The 20,934-nt window shown below is 39.5% G+C and carries 24 protein-coding genes and 1 pseudogene; 2 read left to right on the forward strand and 23 right to left on the reverse strand.

Annotation, left to right across the window (positions count from 1 at the left end):
• Window positions 1-95: 95 nt before the first annotated feature.
• The 10 genes and pseudogenes from GGQ84_RS06725 to GGQ84_RS06770 form a co-directional block, all read right to left on the reverse strand.
• Window positions 96-1,016 (reverse strand): annotated as a pseudogene (locus GGQ84_RS06725) (phage major capsid protein); the annotation flags it as partial.
• Between the two features lie 13 nt (window positions 1,017-1,029).
• Window positions 1,030-1,740, reverse strand: a complete 711-nt coding sequence (locus GGQ84_RS06730) for a head maturation protease, ClpP-related (RefSeq protein ID WP_429160891.1) — start codon at window positions 1,738-1,740, stop codon at window positions 1,030-1,032.
• Complete coding sequence (locus GGQ84_RS06735) at window positions 1,741-2,970, reverse strand: phage portal protein (protein ID WP_429161045.1); 1,230 nt, start codon at window positions 2,968-2,970, stop codon at window positions 1,741-1,743.
• 65 nt (window positions 2,971-3,035) lie between these two features.
• Window positions 3,036-3,407, reverse strand: coding sequence for a HipA N-terminal domain-containing protein (locus GGQ84_RS06740; protein WP_429160894.1), 372 nt, complete (start codon window positions 3,405-3,407; stop codon window positions 3,036-3,038).
• A 73-nt stretch (window positions 3,408-3,480) separates the two neighbouring features.
• On the reverse strand, window positions 3,481-5,034 hold the full coding sequence (locus GGQ84_RS06745) for a terminase large subunit (RefSeq protein ID WP_429161048.1): 1,554 nt from the start codon (window positions 5,032-5,034) through the stop codon (window positions 3,481-3,483).
• The gene (locus GGQ84_RS06750; RefSeq protein ID WP_429160896.1) at window positions 5,034-5,507 is read right to left on the reverse strand and encodes a phage terminase small subunit P27 family; all 474 of its coding nucleotides are present in this window, start codon (window positions 5,505-5,507) and stop codon (window positions 5,034-5,036) included. Before GGQ84_RS06750 ends, GGQ84_RS06745 begins: the two co-directional genes overlap by 1 nt.
• An 11-nt stretch (window positions 5,508-5,518) precedes the next feature.
• On the reverse strand, window positions 5,519-5,740 hold the full coding sequence (locus GGQ84_RS06755) for a hypothetical protein (protein ID WP_429160898.1): 222 nt from the start codon (window positions 5,738-5,740) through the stop codon (window positions 5,519-5,521).
• Window positions 5,741-5,860: 120 nt separating this feature from the next.
• Entirely contained in the window at window positions 5,861-6,046 is a 186-nt protein-coding gene (locus GGQ84_RS06760) for a hypothetical protein (RefSeq protein WP_429160900.1), read from the reverse strand.
• Window positions 6,036-6,806: a virulence-related protein gene (locus GGQ84_RS06765; RefSeq protein ID WP_429160902.1), complete on the reverse strand. Its 771-nt coding sequence runs from the start codon at window positions 6,804-6,806 to the stop codon at window positions 6,036-6,038. Before GGQ84_RS06765 ends, GGQ84_RS06760 begins: the two co-directional genes overlap by 11 nt.
• A gap of 185 nt (window positions 6,807-6,991) precedes the next feature.
• Complete coding sequence (locus tag GGQ84_RS06770) at window positions 6,992-8,233, reverse strand: site-specific DNA-methyltransferase (RefSeq protein ID WP_429160905.1); 1,242 nt, start codon at window positions 8,231-8,233, stop codon at window positions 6,992-6,994.
• A 141-nt stretch (window positions 8,234-8,374) separates the two neighbouring features.
• On the opposite strand from GGQ84_RS06770, the gene GGQ84_RS06775 reads away from it, so the two are divergent.
• Complete coding sequence (locus tag GGQ84_RS06775; protein WP_429160908.1) at window positions 8,375-8,731, forward strand: AbrB/MazE/SpoVT family DNA-binding domain-containing protein; 357 nt, start codon at window positions 8,375-8,377, stop codon at window positions 8,729-8,731.
• Window positions 8,731-9,021 (forward strand): type II toxin-antitoxin system RelE/ParE family toxin, encoded by a 291-nt coding sequence (locus GGQ84_RS06780; protein WP_429160910.1) that lies wholly within the window; start codon window positions 8,731-8,733, stop codon window positions 9,019-9,021. Before GGQ84_RS06775 ends, GGQ84_RS06780 begins: the two co-directional genes overlap by 1 nt.
• Window positions 9,022-9,287: 266 nt before the next feature.
• Here GGQ84_RS06780 and GGQ84_RS06785 read toward each other — a convergent pair whose 3' ends face one another.
• The 13 genes from GGQ84_RS06785 to GGQ84_RS06845 all read right to left on the reverse strand — a co-directional run bounded on the left by GGQ84_RS06785 (window position 9,288) and on the right by GGQ84_RS06845 (window position 20,931).
• On the reverse strand, window positions 9,288-9,668 hold the full coding sequence (locus GGQ84_RS06785) for an HNH endonuclease signature motif containing protein (protein ID WP_429160912.1): 381 nt from the start codon (window positions 9,666-9,668) through the stop codon (window positions 9,288-9,290).
• A gap of 227 nt (window positions 9,669-9,895) precedes the next feature.
• The gene (locus GGQ84_RS06790; protein ID WP_429160915.1) at window positions 9,896-10,558 is read right to left on the reverse strand and encodes a PIN domain-containing protein; all 663 of its coding nucleotides are present in this window, start codon (window positions 10,556-10,558) and stop codon (window positions 9,896-9,898) included.
• Window positions 10,558-11,364 carry an ImmA/IrrE family metallo-endopeptidase gene (locus tag GGQ84_RS06795; RefSeq protein ID WP_429160918.1) on the reverse strand — a complete coding sequence of 269 codons (807 nt, stop codon included), beginning with the start codon at window positions 11,362-11,364 and terminating at the stop codon, window positions 10,558-10,560. The genes GGQ84_RS06790 and GGQ84_RS06795 overlap by 1 nt, the downstream gene beginning before the upstream one ends.
• Window positions 11,354-11,710, reverse strand: coding sequence for a helix-turn-helix domain-containing protein (locus GGQ84_RS06800; protein ID WP_429160921.1), 357 nt, complete (start codon window positions 11,708-11,710; stop codon window positions 11,354-11,356). Before GGQ84_RS06800 ends, GGQ84_RS06795 begins: the two co-directional genes overlap by 11 nt.
• Window positions 11,711-11,840: 130 nt before the next feature.
• Window positions 11,841-12,245: a DUF722 domain-containing protein gene (locus GGQ84_RS06805; RefSeq protein ID WP_429160924.1), complete on the reverse strand. Its 405-nt coding sequence runs from the start codon at window positions 12,243-12,245 to the stop codon at window positions 11,841-11,843.
• Window positions 12,246-12,261: 16 nt separating this feature from the next.
• Window positions 12,262-13,623 carry an SNF2-related protein gene (locus tag GGQ84_RS06810; protein ID WP_429160927.1) on the reverse strand — a complete coding sequence of 454 codons (1,362 nt, stop codon included), beginning with the start codon at window positions 13,621-13,623 and terminating at the stop codon, window positions 12,262-12,264.
• Complete coding sequence (locus GGQ84_RS06815; RefSeq protein WP_429160930.1) at window positions 13,620-13,898, reverse strand: VRR-NUC domain-containing protein; 279 nt, start codon at window positions 13,896-13,898, stop codon at window positions 13,620-13,622. The genes GGQ84_RS06810 and GGQ84_RS06815 overlap by 4 nt, the downstream gene beginning before the upstream one ends.
• A 299-nt stretch (window positions 13,899-14,197) precedes the next feature.
• Window positions 14,198-16,612, reverse strand: a complete 2,415-nt coding sequence (locus GGQ84_RS06820; protein ID WP_429161051.1) for a virulence-associated E family protein — start codon at window positions 16,610-16,612, stop codon at window positions 14,198-14,200.
• Window positions 16,599-16,973, reverse strand: coding sequence for a DUF7768 domain-containing protein (locus GGQ84_RS06825; protein WP_429160933.1), 375 nt, complete (start codon window positions 16,971-16,973; stop codon window positions 16,599-16,601). The genes GGQ84_RS06820 and GGQ84_RS06825 overlap by 14 nt, the downstream gene beginning before the upstream one ends.
• A gap of 20 nt (window positions 16,974-16,993) precedes the next feature.
• Window positions 16,994-18,943 carry a DNA polymerase gene (locus GGQ84_RS06830; protein WP_429160936.1) on the reverse strand — a complete coding sequence of 650 codons (1,950 nt, stop codon included), beginning with the start codon at window positions 18,941-18,943 and terminating at the stop codon, window positions 16,994-16,996.
• 5 nt (window positions 18,944-18,948) lie between these two features.
• Window positions 18,949-19,479 (reverse strand): DUF2815 family protein, encoded by a 531-nt coding sequence (locus tag GGQ84_RS06835; RefSeq protein ID WP_429160939.1) that lies wholly within the window; start codon window positions 19,477-19,479, stop codon window positions 18,949-18,951.
• A gap of 19 nt (window positions 19,480-19,498) precedes the next feature.
• Entirely contained in the window at window positions 19,499-20,647 is a 1,149-nt protein-coding gene (locus tag GGQ84_RS06840) for a DUF2800 domain-containing protein (RefSeq protein ID WP_429160942.1), read from the reverse strand.
• A complete protein-coding gene (locus GGQ84_RS06845) occupies window positions 20,647-20,931 on the reverse strand; it encodes an rRNA biogenesis protein rrp5 (RefSeq protein ID WP_429160945.1) in 285 nt (94 codons plus the stop codon). Before GGQ84_RS06845 ends, GGQ84_RS06840 begins: the two co-directional genes overlap by 1 nt.
• Between the last annotated feature and the right edge of the window lie 3 nt (window positions 20,932-20,934).

Here is a 20,934-nt window from a genome sequence, read left to right on the forward strand (position 1 = left end):
GGCGTTACTCCTTCATTTTACCTATTGAATTATCAGTTCTCCCACAACCGAACGGTTGTAGTGCGTAATCTTTTCAATTACGAACGTGTCACACGTTGCCAAATATATTGCCCGTTATCGTCCTTTAGTTTCCTGATGGCTTTTGCAGTACTATCATTTAAAAGCCATACTGCATTTTTTCTGTAAGGCTCTCTCAAGGAATGCCAAAGGTCAATCACCTCATCAAAGGTAATAGCATCTGCCACTGTTGTTGTAACCCCTACTTGACTGGTTTCCAATAACCCGGTGGGCTTATTAGTTCCATTTCCTTTAATAAAGGCTTCTTCTTCAGCATCTCCAATTCTTCTTGCAAACTCTGTGGCAATATAGTTTTCAATGTTAAAAACACTGTCATTTAAAAGCTCTTCTGAAATCTTGATAATAGTCCCAAGTTTATGAGCGCCTAAAATTACTTGACTAAAGGTATCATCACTCTCATTAAAGCTCCCACCCTCTTCAATCCAAGAAGCAGTTCCTTTAGAAGATACAACTGGGATTTGCCGATCCCCATAGGATGTATTTATAACCTTTGCTAAAGTTCTCATAATGTTAGTATCATTTAAAGCCTGAATGAGTGTTCTTTCAAATTCATCTGGAACCAAGTAGCCTCCTTCTGAGTCAGTGCCTATCTTCAAGGCATTTTGAACATCAAAACTCCCTTTGCTTCTCATAGCATTCCAAAAGGCTTTTGTGTACTCTTTTGAAGCCCTGCCTGTCTTCTCTGGTTCTTGATGGTTGCTTGGCTTAGTGGTAATCGCGCTACTGGTAGCTTTTGAAAGCTCTAAATCTAGGGCTGCTTGCCTTTCTAACCTTTCAATTTCCTTTCCCAAAGCTACAACCTCTTCTTCCATCCTCTCATAGGTAGCTGTATCTTCGGCAGATAAAAGGCCATTATCTCCTCTTTTGCTGTCTAGAAAATTCTTGGCACTTTCCCATACCTTTGCTCTCTTTTCTCTTAGTTCTAAGATCTTATTCATTTTCATTCCTCCTCTATTTTAATAGTTCAAGCCGCTTGACCAGGTAATTATATGGGGTAGCGTTTGACCCGGCTTTTAATTCTGATTGATCCTGTTTTTTCACTCTGCAGAGTTTCCCCATAAAGTTATTTGTGACGGTTACCTTATCAAACATAAATCCATTTATAACTGCTTCAGGAATAGTTTCATTTTCTGCATACAAAACCTTATCACAAAACCCTAGTTCTAGGGCTTTACCTGAACTCATCCACGTTTCCCGGTCCATCATCTGTGAAATCTTATTTCTTGCTAGTCCTGTTTTTGTTTCATAAGCATTGATAATACTTTCTTTTACCTCTGACAGCATTGCAATTCCCTTTTTCATATCAGCCTCTTCTCCCCACACAATTGTGGCGGGATTGTGGACCATTAGCATAGATGTGGGAGACATGTATATTTCATCTCCTGCCATGGCAATAACTGATGCGGCACTAGCTGCAATGCCATCAATCTTAACGACAACTTTGCCTGGGTACTCTTTTAACATGGTATAGATTTGACTAGCTGCAAAAACATCTCCCCCCGGTGAGTTAATCCAGAGAGTTATATCATCTTTTGCCTCATTCAGCTCTGCTTTAAACTCCATCGGTGAAACATCATCTTCAAACCAACTTTCCTGGGCAATGTATCCATCAAGGTAAAGGGCTCTGCTATCTTCATTTTTAATCCAGTTCCAAAACTTCATCTATTCTTTGCCTCCTTTCTCCTTATCTTTAAGTTCCTTTTTTGCATAAGCTCCAATGTCTTCAAGCTTTAACATATTCCCGTTAACCGCATATACATCTCCGTTTTCAATGGTATTCATATCCTCTAGTTGTCTCACATCATTTGGGGATAAAAAGCCATTTTGAATTCCCGTTGCATACCCTTCCATTCGAGTTTTGTAGTCCCCGCGAAGTAGGCCTTCCACATTCAGTTTGATGAAGTAATCTTTCTTCTCAGATGGAGATAAAAGAGCCTTTTTCATGGCCATCTCCCATCTAGAAAGCCACGGCGTTAAGGTATACTTCACATACTCCAAGGATTGCTGCTCAATATTGGAAAAGCTTGACTTATCTAAGTCCCCAATCATGTGGGGTGGAATTCTAAATATCCTACCGATTTCATTCAGTTGAAACTTCCTAGTCTGTAAAAACTGACTTTGCTCTGGGGGTATTGTAATGGGCTTAAAAGATAAACCTTCTTCTAAAACTGCAACTTTATGAGCATTGCCACTACCACCATATACACTATTCCAGCTTTTCCGCACTCTTTCCGGATCTTTTAAAATTCCAGGGTGCTCTAAGACACCACCGGGATTTGCTCCGTTATTGAAAAAAGTAGCCCCGTATTCCTCTGTGGCTATGGCCATTCCAATAGCATTTTTCGCCATGGCGATGGGGGAATGCCCAACAAGGCCGTCAAAACCAAGGCCAGGAATATGGAGTACTTCCCAGTTTCTCAATAGGTACTCTTGCCCTTCCTTTTTGTAGCTGTAATATAGCTCCCCGCTCTCATTTCGATGAACTGTCATCTTATCTGGCATTAGAGGATACAAGGCCTTAACTTGTCCCCTGCCATCTCGAATAATCTGAGCAAAGGCATTCCCCCAAAGTAAAAGATGACCCATCAGTGTCTCTCGGAACACAAATGAAGTCATCTCTGGATTGGGCTCATCATGGAGCAGGTAATACAGCGGGTGGTCTAATGCTTTTTCTTTTCCTTTATCAGTTCGCTCATAAGTATGTAATGGCAGCGATGCTATGGTCTCAGCTAAAATCCTAACACAGGCATATACAGCACTAGTTTGCATGGCTGTTCGTTCATTAACCACCTTGCCACTTGAGGTGGGGCCAAAGAAGAAATTATATGCACTTTGCCACATATTATTTTGGGGATCAGCTCTTGATTTAAAAAACTTTGATAGAATTGGTATTTTCAATCTTTATCACCTCCTAAAGCTAGGCACAAAAAAAGCACCCAGGGTGACTGGATGCTCGCTCATCCTTTAATAGTTGGATCAACAAACTCTAAGCTATCAATTGGTAGTCTTCCACCACTTCTTTTTAAAAGCTTATACTCATCATATTCATCTAAATTATATTTTTGAAGGATTTTATCCATATCGTTTCTCTTAGAATCAGGTAATCTACTCGAAAAGGCCGAAAACAAAGTGTCACTTTTATAAACCTTGTTGATATCATCAAAAGGTATCAACAGTTTAAACCCTTTCTTAATAGCCTCATCAACTTCATGTCCATAGGAAAATTCAAACTTATCATTTTTAGATAACCTTCCTACAACATAATTGCGCTTTGATACAGGATCTTTCCAGATCAAATAAAGGAATTCTTTACCACCTTTTCTTGACACATTTATTTCTCCTTTCCAATATATAATCGATGCTTTTATAGTAGCAATCACACTGTTTTAGTAATTATTTCTTTCAAAACACCAAAATCCCTCGCTCATCATAAACAGACTTTCCACCACTGCCGCCTTCATTTCTGATTGCTCGATCTAATGCCATCACCATGGCTACAGCACCATCTATTTTCTCTGTAGATTTTGCTTTATCTGGCTTGATATTTCCTGCTGGGTCAGTCCTTACATGAATGTTATCCACCATCCATGTAAGAACCGGATGCCCACCATGAGCCATTCTTTTTTCTAAGGTAAGTTTCATTAATTCTTTTGTAGGTGGCGACATATCTTTAAACCCTTGACCAAATGGAACTACGGTAAAGCCTAAACCTTCTAGGTTCTGCACCATCTGTACAGCTCCCCAGCGGTCAAAAGCGATTTCCCTAATATTGTACTTTGTTCCTAAGTCCTCGATAAACTTTTCTATGAAGCCATAATGGATCACATTCCCTTCTGTAGTTTCAAGATACCCTTGTTGTTCCCAGATATCATAGGGCACATGGTCTCGTCTTACCCTTAAATCCAGATTATCTTGTGGTATCCAGAAATAGGGCAGTACATAGTACTTGTCATCTATATCAGTTGGAGGAAATATTAACACAAAAGCTGTAATATCGCTGGAGCTGGAAAGATCTAGACCACCATAGCATTCTCTCCCTTTTAACTTTTCAGGATCAACTTCAAAGGAGCATTTCTCCCAGATATCCATTGGCATCCATCTTACAGACTGCTTAACCCACTGGTTAAGTCTAAGTTGCCTAAAGAGGTTTTCTTCTGCCGGGTTATCTTTTGCGCTAATAAAAGCTGCTCTTACTTTTTCTATATCAATGGTATGTCCTAGAGATGGGTTTGCCTTATACCAGTTTTTTTCATCGGACCAATCGTCATTATCATCTATCCCGTAAATCACTGGATAAAAACCAGGATCGTGTTTTTTTCCCTTTAAAACATCTTCAGCTTTTTGGTGCACTTCGTAACAAATTGAGTTTCTATCGGTTCCTGCTGTTGTGATTAAGAAGAAAAGGGGCTGCATCCTAGCATCTCCAGAGCCTTTTGTCATAACATCATAAAGCTTTCTATTGGGTTGTGCGTGTAGCTCATCAAATATAACTCCATGAACATTCAAGCCGTGTTTAGTAAAAGACTCTGATGATAACACTTGATAAAAGCTACCCAAGGGCAGATAAACCAATCGCTTTTGGGAGATAACTGGTTTTATTCTCTTTTTAAGGGCTGGGCATTGCTCAACCATATCCACTGCCACATCAAATACAATGGAAGCCTGTTGCCGGTCTGCTGCACACCCATAAACCTCAGCTCCCCACTCACCATCTCCACAGGTTAGATAAAGGGCCACTGCAGCTGCAATCTCACTTTTCCCGTTTTTCTTTGGAATTTCAATATAGGCAGTATTGTATTTCCTATAGCCATCTTCTTTAACAGTACCAAAAATGTCTCTGATAATTTTATCCTGCCAGGGGAGTAGATCAAATGGAGCCCCATGCCAAACACCTTTAGTATGCTTAAGGGCATTTATAAATTTCACAGCTCTTTCCGCTTTACTGTGATCTATCATCATTTAGTCACCTTTAAAATTTCTTCCATTGGATCGTCGTTTTTGAGCTCCTCCGCATCTACACGAATTCTACTTCTTGCGGCAGGAGTCAATCCAAATTCAGAGCAGAATTCTTTCATTACTTTCAGATAAGTTTGGGCTATGGACACCTGTGGTACCTGCTGTATGTATCCCGATGGGGTTTTAAATATGGTACCGTGCTTTGATAAAAACTCCTCTGCTTCTTTCCACCTAGCATAAGCTTGACAATACCCGGCAAAGGCTGACATATCTACCTGGGTTAGAACCCCCAGTTCTTCTAAGATTTTAGACATCCGCTTCCATTCCTTTTTTGCTTCAGGCTCCAGCCATGACGGACAGCGGGGTGCTTTCTTTTCAGGTTTTGGTTCATTTTCGTTTAGGGGTCTTTTGCCTGGGTTTCCTTCAAGAACTTTTAAAGCTGTTGGTTTTGGTTTTCTACCTCGTGTCGCCATGGTTTCACCTCCTATTTATATTTTTTCCATAACTCCATTTTGAACTGTCCGTCAAAGACTAACCAGCGCACTTGCCCATCTTCAAGCTTAAGAATTAGCATGCCGGGTAGAAGTTCTAGTTGTTCTTTTGAATACCCTGATGCAAGCAAATCTCTTCTTTTTTCCAACAGCAACTCCATCCCTCTAAGCCCGTTAATTCCAACATGCAACATTTCAACATGCTCTCTCCACATTTTGTAATCCCCTCCTGTGTTTTGGTATGTCTATATATCACTCAAAGCACAGGAGATAGCAAGTATTACTTTTACTTATTTTAACAGCTCCTTAACGAGAAAAAGGGCTCTGTGGCCCCTCTACTCAACTTCCACATATTCCATTATAATTCTTAAGGCCTCATTATAGCTTTTTGATTGGATAACTCTGTCAGTCATCTCCTTAGCTTCTTTTTTAAGCCCTGCTTTTTTCAAAGTTCTTGCTGCAACACCCATGAGGTTAAAGAGGTTCCCATCTTTGCCCGACAGTTTGCATCTAGGCTTCATGGGTATCACCTCCCTTAGTTGTCTTTCTAAAGGCCCCATTCCCTGAGAGGTTTTGAAGCAATGCTTTCCTTGCTGCCTTGTACTCCTCACCAACCATCCCAAGGCGAAGAAGCCAAGTTCTAAAGGTGTATTTTTCATTATCCGTTGGCTTTGCTTTAGGTGATGCATTTTTTTGTGCCAGTACGTTTTCATTTATTAGAGCAAATAGCTGAGTGGTAGTTTTCATCTTTTCCGGAGCTTGTGTTATTTTAAAGGTAATAGTGCTTTCACAGAAATCAAAGTTAATTCCAGGGCAGCTTTTCTCTCCGATGTCCTCTAGGGCTTTTTTGAAATCCTCTAAAGTTTCAATTCTTACTTGATTCATACCGATGGAAAAATTCTCTTCGATGAGGTTTTCTTCTAACTCCAATGCTTTTTTAATCAGGGCTTGTTTGCTATAGATCATGTTGGTTAAGTTTCTTAAAGTTCTGCCGCTATGACCCTCCATTGGTAGCTTCAGCTCCAGTTTTAAGGGTTCTCCTTCAGTTGATAATTCCATTGGCCCTTCCACTTTTTCCTTGGGGGTTTCATTTTCTGGGCCATTTAGTAGTTCCTCTAACCCCATTTCCTCCCCTGTTGAAGTTATGATTTTTCCTTCCCGATCAATGGTGTAGGTTTCATCCTCAGTTTTAATTTGATAGGCAAAGCTTGGGGCTGCCATGTATTCAGCCTTTACTCCAAAATGTTCACTTAATGTTTTTACTAAGTGTTTTCTATCCATTTAAAATCCCTCCTGTGTTTTTGGTATGTCTATATATCACTCAGAACACAGAAAATAGCAAGGGTTTTATCTACTTTTATAACATTTATTTTTCCATTTTTGCACCCCAGAGTCCGCTTTCGTTTTTACGAGCGGTCATTTAAGTGCATTTCACCATATTTTAGTATAGATGCAAGATGCTTTGTTTAAATATTTTCATAGGGAATTTGCTCCCCGTCTCTAACTAGAAAAACCTCTTCATCTCCCATAGCCTCGATGTATCTTTTTGCAATAACATCACAATATTTTTCATCCAACTCTACCCCATAGAAAATTCTCCCTGTCTGCTCACAGGCGATTAAAGTAGAACCACTCCCTGCAAAGGGCTCTAATACAATGCAGTTTGTCATAGAGCTATTTTGTATAGGGTAAGCCACCAAAGGTACTGGCTTTGTTGTGGGGTGGAGCTCTGATTTCGTGGGCCTATCAAAGTTCCAGATGGTGGTCTGTTTTCTATCAGCATACCAGCGATGTTTTCCCGTTGGCTTCCAGCCATAGAGGATTGGTTCGTGCTGCCACTGATAATCGCTTCTTCCAAGAACTAAGGATTGCTTGGCCCAAATGCAGACATTGGCAAGATGAAACCCTGCATCTTTAAACGCCTTTCTAAAGTTCAACCCTTCCGTATCAGCATGAAAGATATATGTTCCAGCCCCATCATCTAGCGTTGCAAATATATTTTTAAAGGCTGCTAGTAAAAATTCATAGAAGTTCTTATCCTCCATGTGATCATTTTTAATAATTCTTTTATTTTCTTTCCCGGCAGTATAGTTCACATTATATGGGGGATCGGTAACACAGAGATTTGCCTTCTTCCCCTCCATTAACTTTTCATAGGTTTCTGCTTTGGTACTATCACCACAGATTAAACGGTGCTTACCTAAAAGCCAAATGTCACCTTGCTTAGATATGGGCTCTTCAATTTCTTCTAAAGCGGCATCTGCATCAAAGTCATCATCTTCCACATCTTTATCATGAACATTAGAAAACAGATCTTCTATCTCTGCGGCATCAAAACCAGTAAGGGAAACATCAAAATCTAGCTCTTTAAGGTTCTCCAGTTCCAGAGCTAGCAATTCCTGATCCCAACCAGCATCAAGGGCCAATCTGTTGTCCGCTAGAATGTAGGCTTTCTTTTGCGCCTCTGTTAGATGCTCCACCAGTACACAGGGAACTTCTTTAATTCCTTCTTCCCTAGCAGCCGTTACTCTGCCATGGCCAGCTATGATGTTTTTATCTTTATCTATAAGCACAGGATTTACAAAGCCAAACTCCCGTAGACTGCTTCTAATCTTTTGGATCTGGTCTTTACTGTGAGTTCTAGCATTATTGGCGTAAGGGATTAACTCATCTATCTTAATAAGCTTTAATTCTTCTGTTGTTTTCACGTATTACACACCTGCCTTACTATACTTAAATATAATTGAGATTTCTTTGTTTCTTTGTTATAATGATTTTAAAGATACAAAGATATAGGTATCATTTTTACGGTTTCTGCATATACTACAAAGGAGGTAAGAACCATTTCCATGGAGCGTGATCAAATGGAGCGTAAAATCATTAGTGTTTCAAAAAAGCGTCAGATTACAATACCTTTAAAATACTATAAACATCTTGGCCTTGATAATGAAGTCGAATGCACCCTTGAGGATGGTGCTATAATAATCAGACCTCTAAATAGAGATTCTGGTGAGTTTTCAGTAGAAATTCTCAAAGACCTTATTGCTCAAGGCTATTCCGGCGATGAACTAATACAGGAGTTTGAAGCACATAGTAAAAATATTAAAAAGGCTGTTACCAATATGCTTGAAGAAGCAGATGCCATAGCCGCTGGTGAAAAGAAATCGTCTAGCTTTGATGATATCTTTGGTCCGGAGAGCGAGTGATGTATGAAATACAATTCAGTTCTGCTGCTGAACGCTACTTTAAAAAACTAAAAGAAAAGTCTCTAAAGCAGACCTATGAAAAAGCTCTCCTTGATTTAAGAAAAAATCCTTATATCGGAGAACCAAAACGTGGCGATCTTGCCGGTATTTATGGATATGATGTTAAATACAAAGGTGTCAATTATGAAGTTGCTTATACAATCCACGAAGTTAATGGCCAAAAGTTAATTGTCCTTCTAGCCGGAACAAGGGAGAACTTTTATGAACAGCTAAAGCGATATATTAAATAGCTCTCACTCAAGGAGGGCTATTTTTATATTCATGCTTTTCCTTAGGCTTCTGCAGGTGCTAATGTCGCTATAAACCACTATATTTTAACCTTTTTATTTTTTGAAACCGCCTATACCCCCCTTGGGAATTTTGCGAATTCTCACGCGAAGGCCCGCCACCGGTCCTGGAAGACTTGCTACTAGGGATTTTCATCCCCCTCCCCCTTTTGTTCTCCACAGAAAAATCAGTGTTTTTCACAGACTATCCACAGGTTATCCACAGACCGTCAGTAAGTATATACTCTTCCTTTCTTTCCCCAGCGGCCATCTTCTTTAGCCGTCTTTCTATCATGGCAAGTCTTACAGAGTGGCTGTAAGTTTTCTAGGTTGTAGAATAACTCTTCATCACCTTCATGGGGTCTAATATGATCCACCACGGTTGCCGGGGTTAACCTGTTAATCTTCACGCACTCCACACATAGGGGCAGTTTATTCAATACCTGCTTCCTCAACTTCTGCCAGCGAGCGCTTTTATAAAGATGCTTATAGGGCCTGTTGTTTTTATCATAATCCCTATCCATTTCCCTTTGATGCGCCTGGCAGTACCTTCCTGCTGTCAGTTCTGGGCAACCAGGGTACCCACAGGGTTTCTTTGGTTTTCTCGGCATCTGTTTCACCTCTTTAACACAACTGGGGAACATGCAGTATACCTTCTTCGGTGCATACCATGTCCCCCAGACGCATTTTTTACATTTCATTTTTATTCAGCTCCTATTTTTAAGCATAGAAAAAGCCCTGAGAGCAAATGCTCCAGAGCCTGATAATTTTATGTATTATTCTTATTTTATACTATATCATTTTTACTTAGGACATTCCATGACATTTTGTGCCATGATTATAAAGTTCTTAAAAAATCACCTAGTTCGCGCATCTTGCTTTTATAGTCTATATGCTTATGGCTACAAAATTTATCAATCCACTGCTTGTCCCTTTCCGTTCCATACTTTTTACTAAACCTTCTAACAGTGGACAGCATCTTAGTTCTAAAATTCATTGGGTATTGACTCATACTATTTGAATTGACATTTTCAAACTCATCAAGTAGATTCTTAGGATCCATATCCGATTCTAGATATTTTAAGAACAGCAACTCATAGAATGAAAATGGTATCACATCTTCAATTAATTCTTGAACTAGAGTTTCATGAGGCCCAAATTCTTTAGTATCATCAGATAGAAAAGTAACTATCCCCATAGCTTTTGCCAGTGCTACAGCGTGTAATTCACCCGCATCAAATAGATAGTTATAGTCTTCTTTGTATCCTTCAAAAAGCCCTTTGATTTCCATTTGAACCAGATCAGAATTATATATTATTGTTATAAGTTCGTTTTCTACATCTAAAAGAAATTGTTCATAAACTGGATTTGATTTATTTTTAAGTTCTTTTACTAAAAGATATTCATGCATATATAACTTATCGCAATATGAAAAGAGCAAATCCCTCTTACCGCTCTTATAGAGATGTATAACGATATCTGTGTCTAAGGATGCATCCATTATTCGAACTCCTCAAAGATATCATCAATATCTAATTCTTCATCTTCTTTAGAATCATCTTTCTTGAAGATTTTAGAGTCTATTCCTAAAAGAGCGAGGGATTTATTTATACTTGAATAAGGGATGTAGCCATTTTCATAATTTGTAATTACATATTCTAAATACTGAGATGGAACCTTAATTGTATTTGATGGCTTTAGTAACTTCTCATCAGCATCTATGATTTTAAATAACGACCTTGATGTAATTTCATTTCTTTCATTAAACAACTCATTCTTAAGTCTATAATCTATAGCATTTATATCAAAGAGCCTCTTAACTGCAGAAGCGTAGCTTACTTGAAATTCTACTTGTATTCTTACAATATCTAATGCATTAAGATTTTTTGTATTTTTCTTTAACTCAAATTTTATAAATTTTAATAATTCCTCTCCCGGCATTAATAAACAATTAGCAAAATGAAAAGCTCTGGCTTCGGAAATGCTTTCATTTATATTCTCGATTTCTATATCAATTTTTACATCTTGATTGTCATCTTCAAAATCGTATATGATGTGGCCTAATTCATGAGCTATGGTATATATCTCTCTTGATAAAATTTCGGATGAGTTAGATACAACAATCCTCTTTCCTTCAAAAATTGTAGAAAAGCCTAATAGTATATCTTTTCCAAAAGGGTACCTTATTAAGTGAATTCCCCTTTGATTTATAAGACTATAAATATCCTTTACTCCATAAGTTTGTATATTATGCTCTTGCCTTATATCTAAGGCTCTTTTTTCAACCTCTGTTGTATCAATCCTCAAAGCCACCACGCACCTTCATCTGATGATATAACTTCTCATGGGCATGAAAAACTTTTAGTATTTCTTGTATTTTTTCTACTGAGTTTATCACATCTTCCCCACTATCTTTTTCCCTAAATAAAGTAACAAGTTCTTTCTTTTCTTCCTCAGCACTTGTTATATCAGATGTAGAAACTCCTAAATAATCTGCAGCTTTCTTAATCATCATAAAAGAAATGTCCACTTGGCCATTTTCTATGCGAGAATATCTTTGTCTAGTTGTCTCTAGTACATTAGCCATTTGTTCCTGACTAATTTTATGCTCTTGGCGTAATTCCTTTATTCTCATACCTAATGCATAACTCATATAAACCCCTCCCTGTAATAATTATATAACTTTTTGTTTTAAAAATCAATATTTATGTTATAGTATTGTTCCCTTTACTCTACATTTTATTCATTTTTTATGATTTGTTGTATGTTAATAAAATTAAAACTTAACTTACTTTAACCATTTTTAAAGCTTCTCCATGTATCCTATGAACCTGCCTGTAACTATAGTTGAGTTTTTCCGAGATATCCTCCCATGTTTTAAAGTTTAAGTACCTCATTTCTAAAACTAACCTATATTCGTCAGATTCAATCCTGTTAATAACTTTCATAATTTTTCTTTTTAAATCAACCAGCCTAACTATATCTTTATCGATTTCATGCTCTAATTCCATGAGTTTGACAACTGTATTTTCCATTGGATTTTTTTCTTTTGTCCTACTCACTTGCTCGTGTTCGTAACTAGTAGTTACTTTCATCGACAGACTTCTTAAAGACTTTAGTTGTTCGAGTTTACTATTTATTCTTTGATCCAGCCAAATAGCCTGGGATAAGTACTCTTTTGCATTCATTTTCAGCTCCCCCTCTCTATAAAACTTGCTCTAATCTCGCCTGCACTGCATTCAATAGCGCTTCTTGTCCTGCTTCTTTATTTTCTAGCACCTTCATCACTTCTTCATCTACTGTGCCTTTAGCAATTAGGTGATGAATGATTACTGAGTGTTTTTGTCCTTGCCGGTGCAGTCTAGCATTGGCCTGTTGATATAACTCAAGACTCCAAGTCAGACCAAACCAAACGATAATATTTCCTCCAGCTTGGAGATTTAAGCCATGACCTGCACTAGCTGGATGGGCAAGCATAACAGGCACTTTACCTTTATTCCAATCCTCTATATCCTCTGGCTTACTCAGTTCTTTTACATTTTCATTATTTAGATACTCCTTGATCCTTTTTAAGTCGTGTTTATAGGAATAAAAGATTAATACTGGCTTACCACTAGCAGCTTCTATCGTATCTTCCAAGGCCTTAAGCTTTTCATTATGGATTTCCTGCACATTACCATCTTCATCATAGACAGCACCGTTTGCCATCTGTAGAAGTTTATTTGTAAGAACGGCTGCCGTATCCGCTACAATATCTGTATCCATAAGTGGGAGAAGCAAGTCCCTTTCCAACTGCCTATACTTCTCCTCTGGTTTCTCTGGCAACTGAACTGTTATAGTGTTATTTACTCTTTCGGGAAGTTTTAAATAATCCTCAGCCTTCATACTGACACAGATATCTGATAACTTTTTATAAATTGCTTCTTCAGCATCTTCTTTTGGCTTGTAGGAAAAAACAACATTTTGATTCCTCTTATCGGGAAGAAAGTATCTATCCCTGTATCCTGTGATGGTTTTCCCCAATCGCTCTCCGCCATCTAAAAGATAGACCTGGGGCCATAAATCTATGAGTCCATTTGGAGCGGGAGTTCCAGTAAGCCCCACCACCCGTTTCATTAAAGGCCTCACCTTTCTCAAGGCCTTAAACCGCTGAGCTTTGTGGGATTTAAAGCTTGATAGCTCATCTATCACTACCATGTCAAAGGGCCAGCTACTTTTATACCTGTCAACTAACCATTTTACATTCTCTCGATTGATGATATAAATGTCAGCTGTTTTGTTGAGAGCAGATACTCTTTCTTTCTCTGTCCCAAGCACCTTTGATATTTTTAGGTGTTTTAAATGATCCCATTTAGCTGTCTCTTCATCCCAGGTGCTCTGTGCCACTCTTAGAGGAGCAACAACTAAAACCCTAGTTACTTCGAAATAATCGTGAAGCAATTCAGCAGCTGCAGTAAGGGTACAAGCTGTCTTTCCCATACCCATATCCAAAAAGAGTGCAGCTTTTTCTTTATCTATAATCCACTGGGTGGCGTATTCTTGATAATCATAAGGTTCATAAATCACTTCATCACCTCCTGAACAAACAAGTCAATTGCTCTATACGAATCAATGACATAGACTTTAAAACCTAAGCTCTCAATTTGCTTTTTCCTTTTTTGCTGCAGGGGCCTGAGCTTTTTCCCCGGTGCTTTCAGTTCTACAAATGCAACTCTGCCAGCAGGGAGAAGTACTAATCTATCTGGCACACCTGACATACCAGGAGAGGTGAATTTAAGAGCAAGTCCACCTAAGTTCTCTACCTCCCATTTTAATCTGGCTTCGATTTTTCTCTCTAACATGTTTTTCTTCCTTTTCCTTAAACAAGTTTAAATCTTGTTTATTAGTTTTTATAACCCTCTAACCCCCAACCCACCTAACTTTTATAGCTTTTGGGTTTTGCTTTTATAAACAAGAAACAAGATTTTCTTATAGACTACTCCTAATTATAGGATTTAGGTGTATACATATACGCTCTATACCTCTATATTTTTTATGTCTATATATAATCTTGTTTACCTTGTTTACTAATATAGGTGAAAGCGTTGGTGTAAAAAGGAATGTTGCAGTAAACAAGATCGGTAACAATCTACAATCTCGTTTATTCTGGTTTAGCGCTTCTAATAAAAATTCGCTGCACTCCATAGAGTGGAATTTTAGCATTACCTTGTTTGTTTCCGGTATATCTCTCCCAGCCATCCACTTTTCTCATGATTGCATTTATTTCATATGAGTCTATTTTCCTCATGGCACTGGCTTCTTTACCGAATAACTCGCACCAAATTTCCATGGTGCAAACCTGCTCTCTTTTTACAGTGCCGACAAGGCCTTCACTAAACTCCTCGCCTTTAATAAAGTTTCGCCTAGCATATAAGTCCATCTCATCCCAGCCCTCAGGCAGGAGCATTTCTAAATACTCTTTTACCAGTCCCTCTCGCTCATCACTTTCAAGAGCATCAACCTGGGCTTCACTTGCAATTTCTTCTGCTTTATCACTTAATATCAGGATCTCGCCTTGATTATAGTAATCCATCACTTCTGCCCAGATTTGCTCAACATCCTTTATATCCCACGGTTTGTCCCCTCTACTTCCAGGGGTCTTTACTGGCCAAAACCTTCTCCCACCAGTGATATCCCTTAAAAATCCGGACTCTTGATTAGTAGTGCCTACAATAATGCACTGCCTTGGATGATCTTCTACCGAATACCCGTAACTCGCTCGATACTTATCATCTTGTCTTGAGAGAAATGATTTTAAAGTTTCCTCATCAACCTTTCTAATGCCAGCAAGCTCTCCAATCTCTAATAACCAGTAACCTTGAAGTTTTTCTGCTGCTGTTTTGTCTCTCATATCTGAAATGGACAGGGAATCACTAAAAAATTTACCTCCTAGCTTTGAAAACAGAGTACTTTTACCAATTCCCTGTGGCCCGTTTAGCACAAGAACATTATCAAACTTAATCCCCGGGTCCATGGTTCTAGCTATTGCTGCCACTAAAGTCTTTCGCATAATTTCTCTAGTATAGACATTGTCCTCTGCTCCTAGATATTTAATTAACAGCTCGTCCACTCTTTTTTTACCATCCCATTCTGGCAAGCTATTTAAATAGTCCTTTACTGGATGACGCGACCTTTCAACCGAAACTTTAAGAGCTGCTTCTTTTAGCTTTCCTGGAGCGTAAAGATTATAAGTGGCATCAATATACCCAGCAAGAGAGGCTTCATCTGTTTTATTCCACCCACCCTTAAGTCTCTTCCATGGCACTTCACCTTCTATATCCACACCTTCTCTTAGCTCGTTATAAAAGATGTTTGCAAGTGCCGGATCATGTCTTAAGATGAGGATCATATTGCTAAGGGTGTTTTTAAGCTCTCCTCCGTTATTAATCTCAAGCCCTTCCTGCCAGTCTACTTCACTTTCAAATTCCTGGCTGGCTGTGGCCATCCTTTCGTTAGCTATTTGCTTTTTTACCTCAGTATCTTTGGTTGCAAGCTCCTGCATGGCTAAGTACGATGGGAGTTTGTTAACCGGCGTTCCCTCCTTAGCTTCTTCATCAAGCTCCCCAAATCTATGTAACCTAACTAGATCAAAGGCGTTACAGAGCTTGCCACTGATTGGGTCAGTTCCATGATGGGAGTAAGCAAAGTCGCCATTTTGGTAAATTATTAATCCTCCAGATGAACTACCTTCTGTATAGGTGTAGCGATTTGAGTCATCACATGGTGTATACACCTTTTTTAAAAATTTTTCTATGGCACCTACCACTGAATAAGTCCTACAAAAAGCTCCTATAATACCAGCTTTCTCCCTGGGATCACCTTGTTTTTCAGCTATTTTTTTTCTCTTGTTTTTCGTTTTCGAAGACTCAGGCCAATAAGAAGAATCCCTCCAATCTTCATATCTCGCTAATATCTCATCAGGATCTAGCCACTCTTCATCTAGTGCTCTAAATACGAATTCACCATCAGATGAAGTGGAGGGCCAGTACATTAAGCGGTGAGGCTGGTAGGTAGTATCATCGAAAAAATCAATGCACAGGTCTGCTGCAATTCTTCTAGAAACGGCCCCGTATTCATCAGGAGATACCGGCCTTTTAAGAGGAATTACTAGCCTTAATCTTTGATTAGAAGAGCTATGGCTATGGGTAGAGTACATCACTGCTCCACAACCAAGCATGGTCTCCACCCCAGCCCATAAATCCCCTTCCACAAAATCCGCATCAAGGGTAACAATTTGCCGCCACACCACGCTATCAGCTTTTCTTCTTCCCGCCTTTAAAGTTCCACCCACAAAGCCTCCTACATCTTTAACATCATCTCGTTTGGCCTTTGAAAGCTTTTTATATTCCTCATAGGTTTCATTGGTTCTGGTGGTATTGCTCAATTTTTTAACAAGCTGCGACCAGAGCATCTCTTTGTTTTTCCATTCCAGTTCTTTTCTGCTTCTGCCTGTTGCAATGGTGAGTACACCATCATGCTTTATTTTAAGATTTCTCACTTCACTAGGCTCTTTCATAGCCATCACCTGCAGGTAGTAAAAGAGCCTGGCATTTTTCATTAAACCTTTTTACCGGAATCTTTAATGCTTTTGCAACACTAACTTCCCTATCCATTCCCTCAGTAATCTTCTCTCCAAAGACCCAGAGCTCATCGCATTTTCTCAACAGCTGTATCCCCATTTCAATTCCTGCTTTTCTATCAGCAGGGTCTTCATCATCTAAAAACCGTGTAAAAATGATATGGGGAGCCAAGGGAATTCCACCCTCGGCATAGACAAATCTTGAGTAGCCAATAGCCCTATTAATGTTTCTTTCAATATCTCCCCTAAGCGGAGAGCATACATAGACAAAACTATTAAAAACTCTCATATTTTCCATGTTAAAATCCCCCTTCGCTATTAATCCTTCATATAAAATTCTGTTTCAAAACCGTCTGCATTAAGCGGTAACCCTTGAGCCCAATCAATAGGCTGGCTCATAATTCCCTCTACTTCTTTTAAAGAACCAACTCCATAAGGAACTTCTAGTATCGCTTCATCGTGAACATGAAAGACCGTGTTATAGCCTGCTTTATCTAGCCTAAGCATGGCTTCAGCTAAGCAATCTCTAGCAATTCCCTGGATAACATTCTCTGCAAGCTTTCCTCCGTATGTGCTAATCCGGCCCCATTTCTTTCCCTGCTCGATCCCTTCGTAGGTTAGCTTGTCTTTATTAAATCTTTCATCTATCTCAATTTTTGGTCTGACATAAGCAAGACATCTACCAGAGGGAAGTCTTATAAAGAGTACTCCACCTTTAAAGTAAAGCTTCAAGTTATGTTGCATGGTTACAGGAGTTTTTTCTTTTACCGCTGTAATGGCAGCTTTTTCTAAGCTATGCCATAGCTTTACAATATTTGAGTTTGAGTTGCGCCACGCTGAAACTAACTCTGGCAGTTCTTCTTCCGCAAGTCCCATATTTAAAGCACCCATAGCTTTCAGAGCTCCTTTGCTCCCGCCATAGCCAAGGGCGAGTTCTGCAATTTTTCCCTTCTGCCGGAGAGGACTGCCCTTAGTCACGCTTTCTACCGGAACTCCAAACATCTGGGCTGCTGATGCTTCATAAATCTTTCCGTGGGAATTGAACACATCCATTCGCCACTTCTCCCCAGCAAGCCAAGCAATCACTCTGGCTTCTATGGCACTAAAATCGGCTACGATAAATCTTGAACCTTTTGTGGGAATAAAAGCCGTTCGAATAAGCTGGGATAAAACATCCGACACAGAGTCAAAGAGCAGTTCTAGCACCTCGTACTCTCCTGACTTTAAAAGCTCCCTTGCCAGCGCTAAGTCCTCCATATCATTTCTCGGTAGATTTTGTACTTGAACAAGTCGCCCGGCCCACCTTCCTGTCCTATTTGCTCCGTAAAACTGCAGGAGCCCCCTTACTCTCTCATCACTACACATAGCTCTGGCCATGGCTTCATACTTTTTTACAGAAGTCTTGGACATATTCTGCCTAAGTTCCATTACCTTTTTTATTGTAGGGTTATCTGTAGTATCCAAAATTTCTGCTACCTTCTCTTTGGATAAACTCACCATGTGGATGCGGTGGTTATCCTGCAACCAACTCTTTAACTGAGCAGGGCTGTTTGGATTTTCAAGCCCTGTCAACTGAATAGCTTCATCTAACAATTTCTTCTGATGCACTTCAGCACACATAATAGCGTGGTCAACCAGTTTTTTGTCAACCAGTACACCTCTATCATTAACCCTCTGGTCTAACTGCCAAAGCTTTGCTTCCTTCTCGGTCATGGGGTACTGCTCCAGCTTCTTTCTAATCTCCCGTTCTACTTCCACATCTTGCTTACAGTAGTCCTTAAAGCTTTCCCATTTCTCCCTATGATGGTGAGGCAGGTTTCTAGTCCTGCCGCCATTGGCTTTGGTAGACTTACACGGTACAGAAAAGTACCTAATCAGAGCCTTACCTTCTTTCATCTTTTGCTGGGGCAGCTTTAAGCATTTAGCAACCCCAGCTAGATTTGTAGGTAAACCTAGTGTTAATGCATGGGCCTGGGAGCATAGCCACTCACTTGGTGGAAGGCTAATGTTTAAGTATTTTATCAAGCAGGCCCTTTCAAAATTTGCATTAAAGGCTGTTTTGATCACTGTTGGATCTGTTAAGGCGTTCATTACTTTAGTTGGTATCTCCTCTCCGCTTGCTAGGTCAGCTACTTCTACTTCCTCACCATCGAAGGCATAAGCAAAGAGCAGAATTTCTAAGTCATCCGCTTCGGTGTAGGCATAGACCCCACACTTTGTGAGGTCTATGCTACTATATGTTTCAATATCAATGCTCAGAGTTCTCATGAGCACTACCCTAAAATCTCATCTGCATCATCTTCTACGGCTTCGAAATCATCCTCGGCTCTGGCCTTACCCCCTAGAGCCTCTCCGTCCTCAAGCTTTTGTAGGTTTTGAAGGCCACAGGCTATTCCCTTGTTTCCATTGGCGTTGTAGGCGTAAAACACGATAGATGCTCTGCCGTAGCAACCTGAATAAAACTCTGTTTGATCTATAATTGCTTGTAAGCTTTTATCTACAATTCCAGGCTTAACTTTGCTATTTGCATTGATAAAATAACTGTCTGCATAAGCTTCATCCTCAGGCCTGTCCACATCACCATCACGAAGTGGTGTCTTCAGATTAGCCGGTATCTTACCACCTAGCCTTGAGAGCCCTTCCTTTTTAGCTGTTTCAATGGCCTTGTTAATCTTCTCCAGTGTCTTTTTATCTGATTTTGGGATGATTAAACTTACTGAGTACTTTGGCTCACTTCCGTTTACACTTTGTGGTTCAAAAACATTAGCATACGAAAATCTTACTTTCCCTATAATTACTTTCATCTATAATTCCCCCTAAATTTTATTTGAAATCTGTTTCAGCACTACTCTTTGCAGTAGGCCTATTATCACTCTCGGGTACTAGCTTTAATTTCCCCGGAGGGCTTTCAATAAGGTCTCCAGCAACCTGGTGAAATTCTTTTTTACCTAGTGCTTTTTCCAGTTTAGTCAGGCTTAAAAGAGCTTTATTATATATTTGGTCTTCTGAGTATCCAGCAGCTAATAGTTTTTTTGCCACTTCTGTTTCAGAGGTGTACTTTCTACTCTTCCTGCCCTCTATCAATTTAAGTCCCGGCCACTCTTTCCCATCATTTATGGCTGCAGCTAAAGCATAACTTTCAACATCACTGGCCCATTTCTGCAATTCCCCTATTTGGGATAATACTTCTACAACTTCATCATCTGTTAGCAATGGCGGTTCTTTGAAATCCATACATGCCATTTTTAAATTCTCATCTGCCCTAGCTCGACAGGTTTTGATTTTACAGAATGTACAATGTTCCCCGGATTGAAATTCTCCCTCTCCCTTAAAGGCAAGTTTGGCTTTGGGTTTCACTTCCTTTTCTGCCCAATCCAACAACTCCTGTGCTTCCAGCTCCTCAGTTGAAATGTTATCAATCCTCGGTTGACAGATGGTGGCTTTAACTTTTTGGATATCATAGAGACAATCGTATTGGTTTAAAGCTCCCAAGGCATAAAGCCTCATCTGAGGGTTGTCTATAGCTGAAACCTTAATTCCTTTTCCGTATTTTAGATCTATGACCTCTAACGCTTCATCTGCCACCAATACCAAGTCCCCAGTTCCAAAACCTTCAGGTACCCATGGCGAATAGTCAAGTCGCATTTCAATCATTACTACAGGGTCTTTGGTATTTGCCTTTGCTTCATTAACCCTCTCAATAACTAAGTTTGTATAAGTCTCAATAAACTTCTCCATTTCAGCTGTGTAAAGCTCACTTTTTCTTAGTTCTTTTAGTTTTTTGTTGTACTGCGCTTTAGCCAGGTTTCCTAAGTGATAGGCAAGCTTTACCTCTGCCAAAGCATGAGCAAAACTGCCCTCTCTTGCGTACTCACTTGCTTCTTCATCTACCATTTCCTCAAGCCTTGCCGATGGTGGGCACTTCATCCACCGGTTAGCTCCTGATGCTGAGAGGAGTGCATGTTCTGTCATTACAGCTCACCTGCTTTTTTAAGAAGCTCTGGGTATTTCTCTTCCGATATGTCGCTGAGCTTTTTGGCACCAAAGGATGTGATGAGCTCTTTGACTTCTTTTTGCTTTCCATTTTGGGATAAGGCAGCCAGCTTCTTTCTGACTTCTTCTAAAGCAGGTAGCTTCTTTGATGTTCTTGCTGGTTTTCTTTCTACTTCTGAATTTTGTTGTTCTTTTGTGAAAGCTTCTATACTATCTGCCAACTTTCGTAAATCTTTAACGATTTCTAAAGTTTTCCCACTCATATT

This window comes from Desulfitispora alkaliphila, assembly GCF_050433185.1.
Lineage (GTDB): Bacteria > Bacillota > Desulfitisporia > Desulfitisporales > Desulfitisporaceae > Desulfitispora > Desulfitispora alkaliphila.

Coding starts and splice junctions, on each gene's coding strand:
- GGQ84_RS06730 (WP_429160891.1), bottom strand. CDS start 1,740: ATGAAGTTTTGGAACTGGATTAAAAATGAAGATAGCAGAGCCCTTTAC.
- GGQ84_RS06745 (WP_429161048.1), bottom strand. CDS start 5,034: ATGATAGATCACAGTAAAGCGGAAAGAGCTGTGAAATTTATAAATGCC.
- GGQ84_RS06750 (WP_429160896.1), bottom strand. CDS start 5,507: ATGGCGACACGAGGTAGAAAACCAAAACCAACAGCTTTAAAAGTTCTT.
- GGQ84_RS06755 (WP_429160898.1), bottom strand. CDS start 5,740: ATGTGGAGAGAGCATGTTGAAATGTTGCATGTTGGAATTAACGGGCTT.
- GGQ84_RS06760 (WP_429160900.1), bottom strand. CDS start 6,046: ATGAAGCCTAGATGCAAACTGTCGGGCAAAGATGGGAACCTCTTTAAC.
- GGQ84_RS06765 (WP_429160902.1), bottom strand. CDS start 6,806: ATGGATAGAAAACACTTAGTAAAAACATTAAGTGAACATTTTGGAGTA.
- GGQ84_RS06775 (WP_429160908.1), top strand. CDS start 8,375: ATGGAGCGTGATCAAATGGAGCGTAAAATCATTAGTGTTTCAAAAAAG.
- GGQ84_RS06780 (WP_429160910.1), top strand. CDS start 8,731: ATGTATGAAATACAATTCAGTTCTGCTGCTGAACGCTACTTTAAAAAA.
- GGQ84_RS06785 (WP_429160912.1), bottom strand. CDS start 9,668: ATGCCGAGAAAACCAAAGAAACCCTGTGGGTACCCTGGTTGCCCAGAA.
- GGQ84_RS06790 (WP_429160915.1), bottom strand. CDS start 10,558: ATGGATGCATCCTTAGACACAGATATCGTTATACATCTCTATAAGAGC.
- GGQ84_RS06800 (WP_429160921.1), bottom strand. CDS start 11,710: ATGAGTTATGCATTAGGTATGAGAATAAAGGAATTACGCCAAGAGCAT.
- GGQ84_RS06805 (WP_429160924.1), bottom strand. CDS start 12,245: ATGAATGCAAAAGAGTACTTATCCCAGGCTATTTGGCTGGATCAAAGA.
- GGQ84_RS06815 (WP_429160930.1), bottom strand. CDS start 13,898: ATGTTAGAGAGAAAAATCGAAGCCAGATTAAAATGGGAGGTAGAGAAC.
- GGQ84_RS06820 (WP_429161051.1), bottom strand. CDS start 16,612: ATGAAAGAGCCTAGTGAAGTGAGAAATCTTAAAATAAAGCATGATGGT.
- GGQ84_RS06825 (WP_429160933.1), bottom strand. CDS start 16,973: ATGGAAAATATGAGAGTTTTTAATAGTTTTGTCTATGTATGCTCTCCG.
- GGQ84_RS06830 (WP_429160936.1), bottom strand. CDS start 18,943: ATGAGAACTCTGAGCATTGATATTGAAACATATAGTAGCATAGACCTC.
- GGQ84_RS06835 (WP_429160939.1), bottom strand. CDS start 19,479: ATGAAAGTAATTATAGGGAAAGTAAGATTTTCGTATGCTAATGTTTTT.
- GGQ84_RS06840 (WP_429160942.1), bottom strand. CDS start 20,647: ATGACAGAACATGCACTCCTCTCAGCATCAGGAGCTAACCGGTGGATG.
- GGQ84_RS06845 (WP_429160945.1), bottom strand. CDS start 20,931: ATGAGTGGGAAAACTTTAGAAATCGTTAAAGATTTACGAAAGTTGGCA.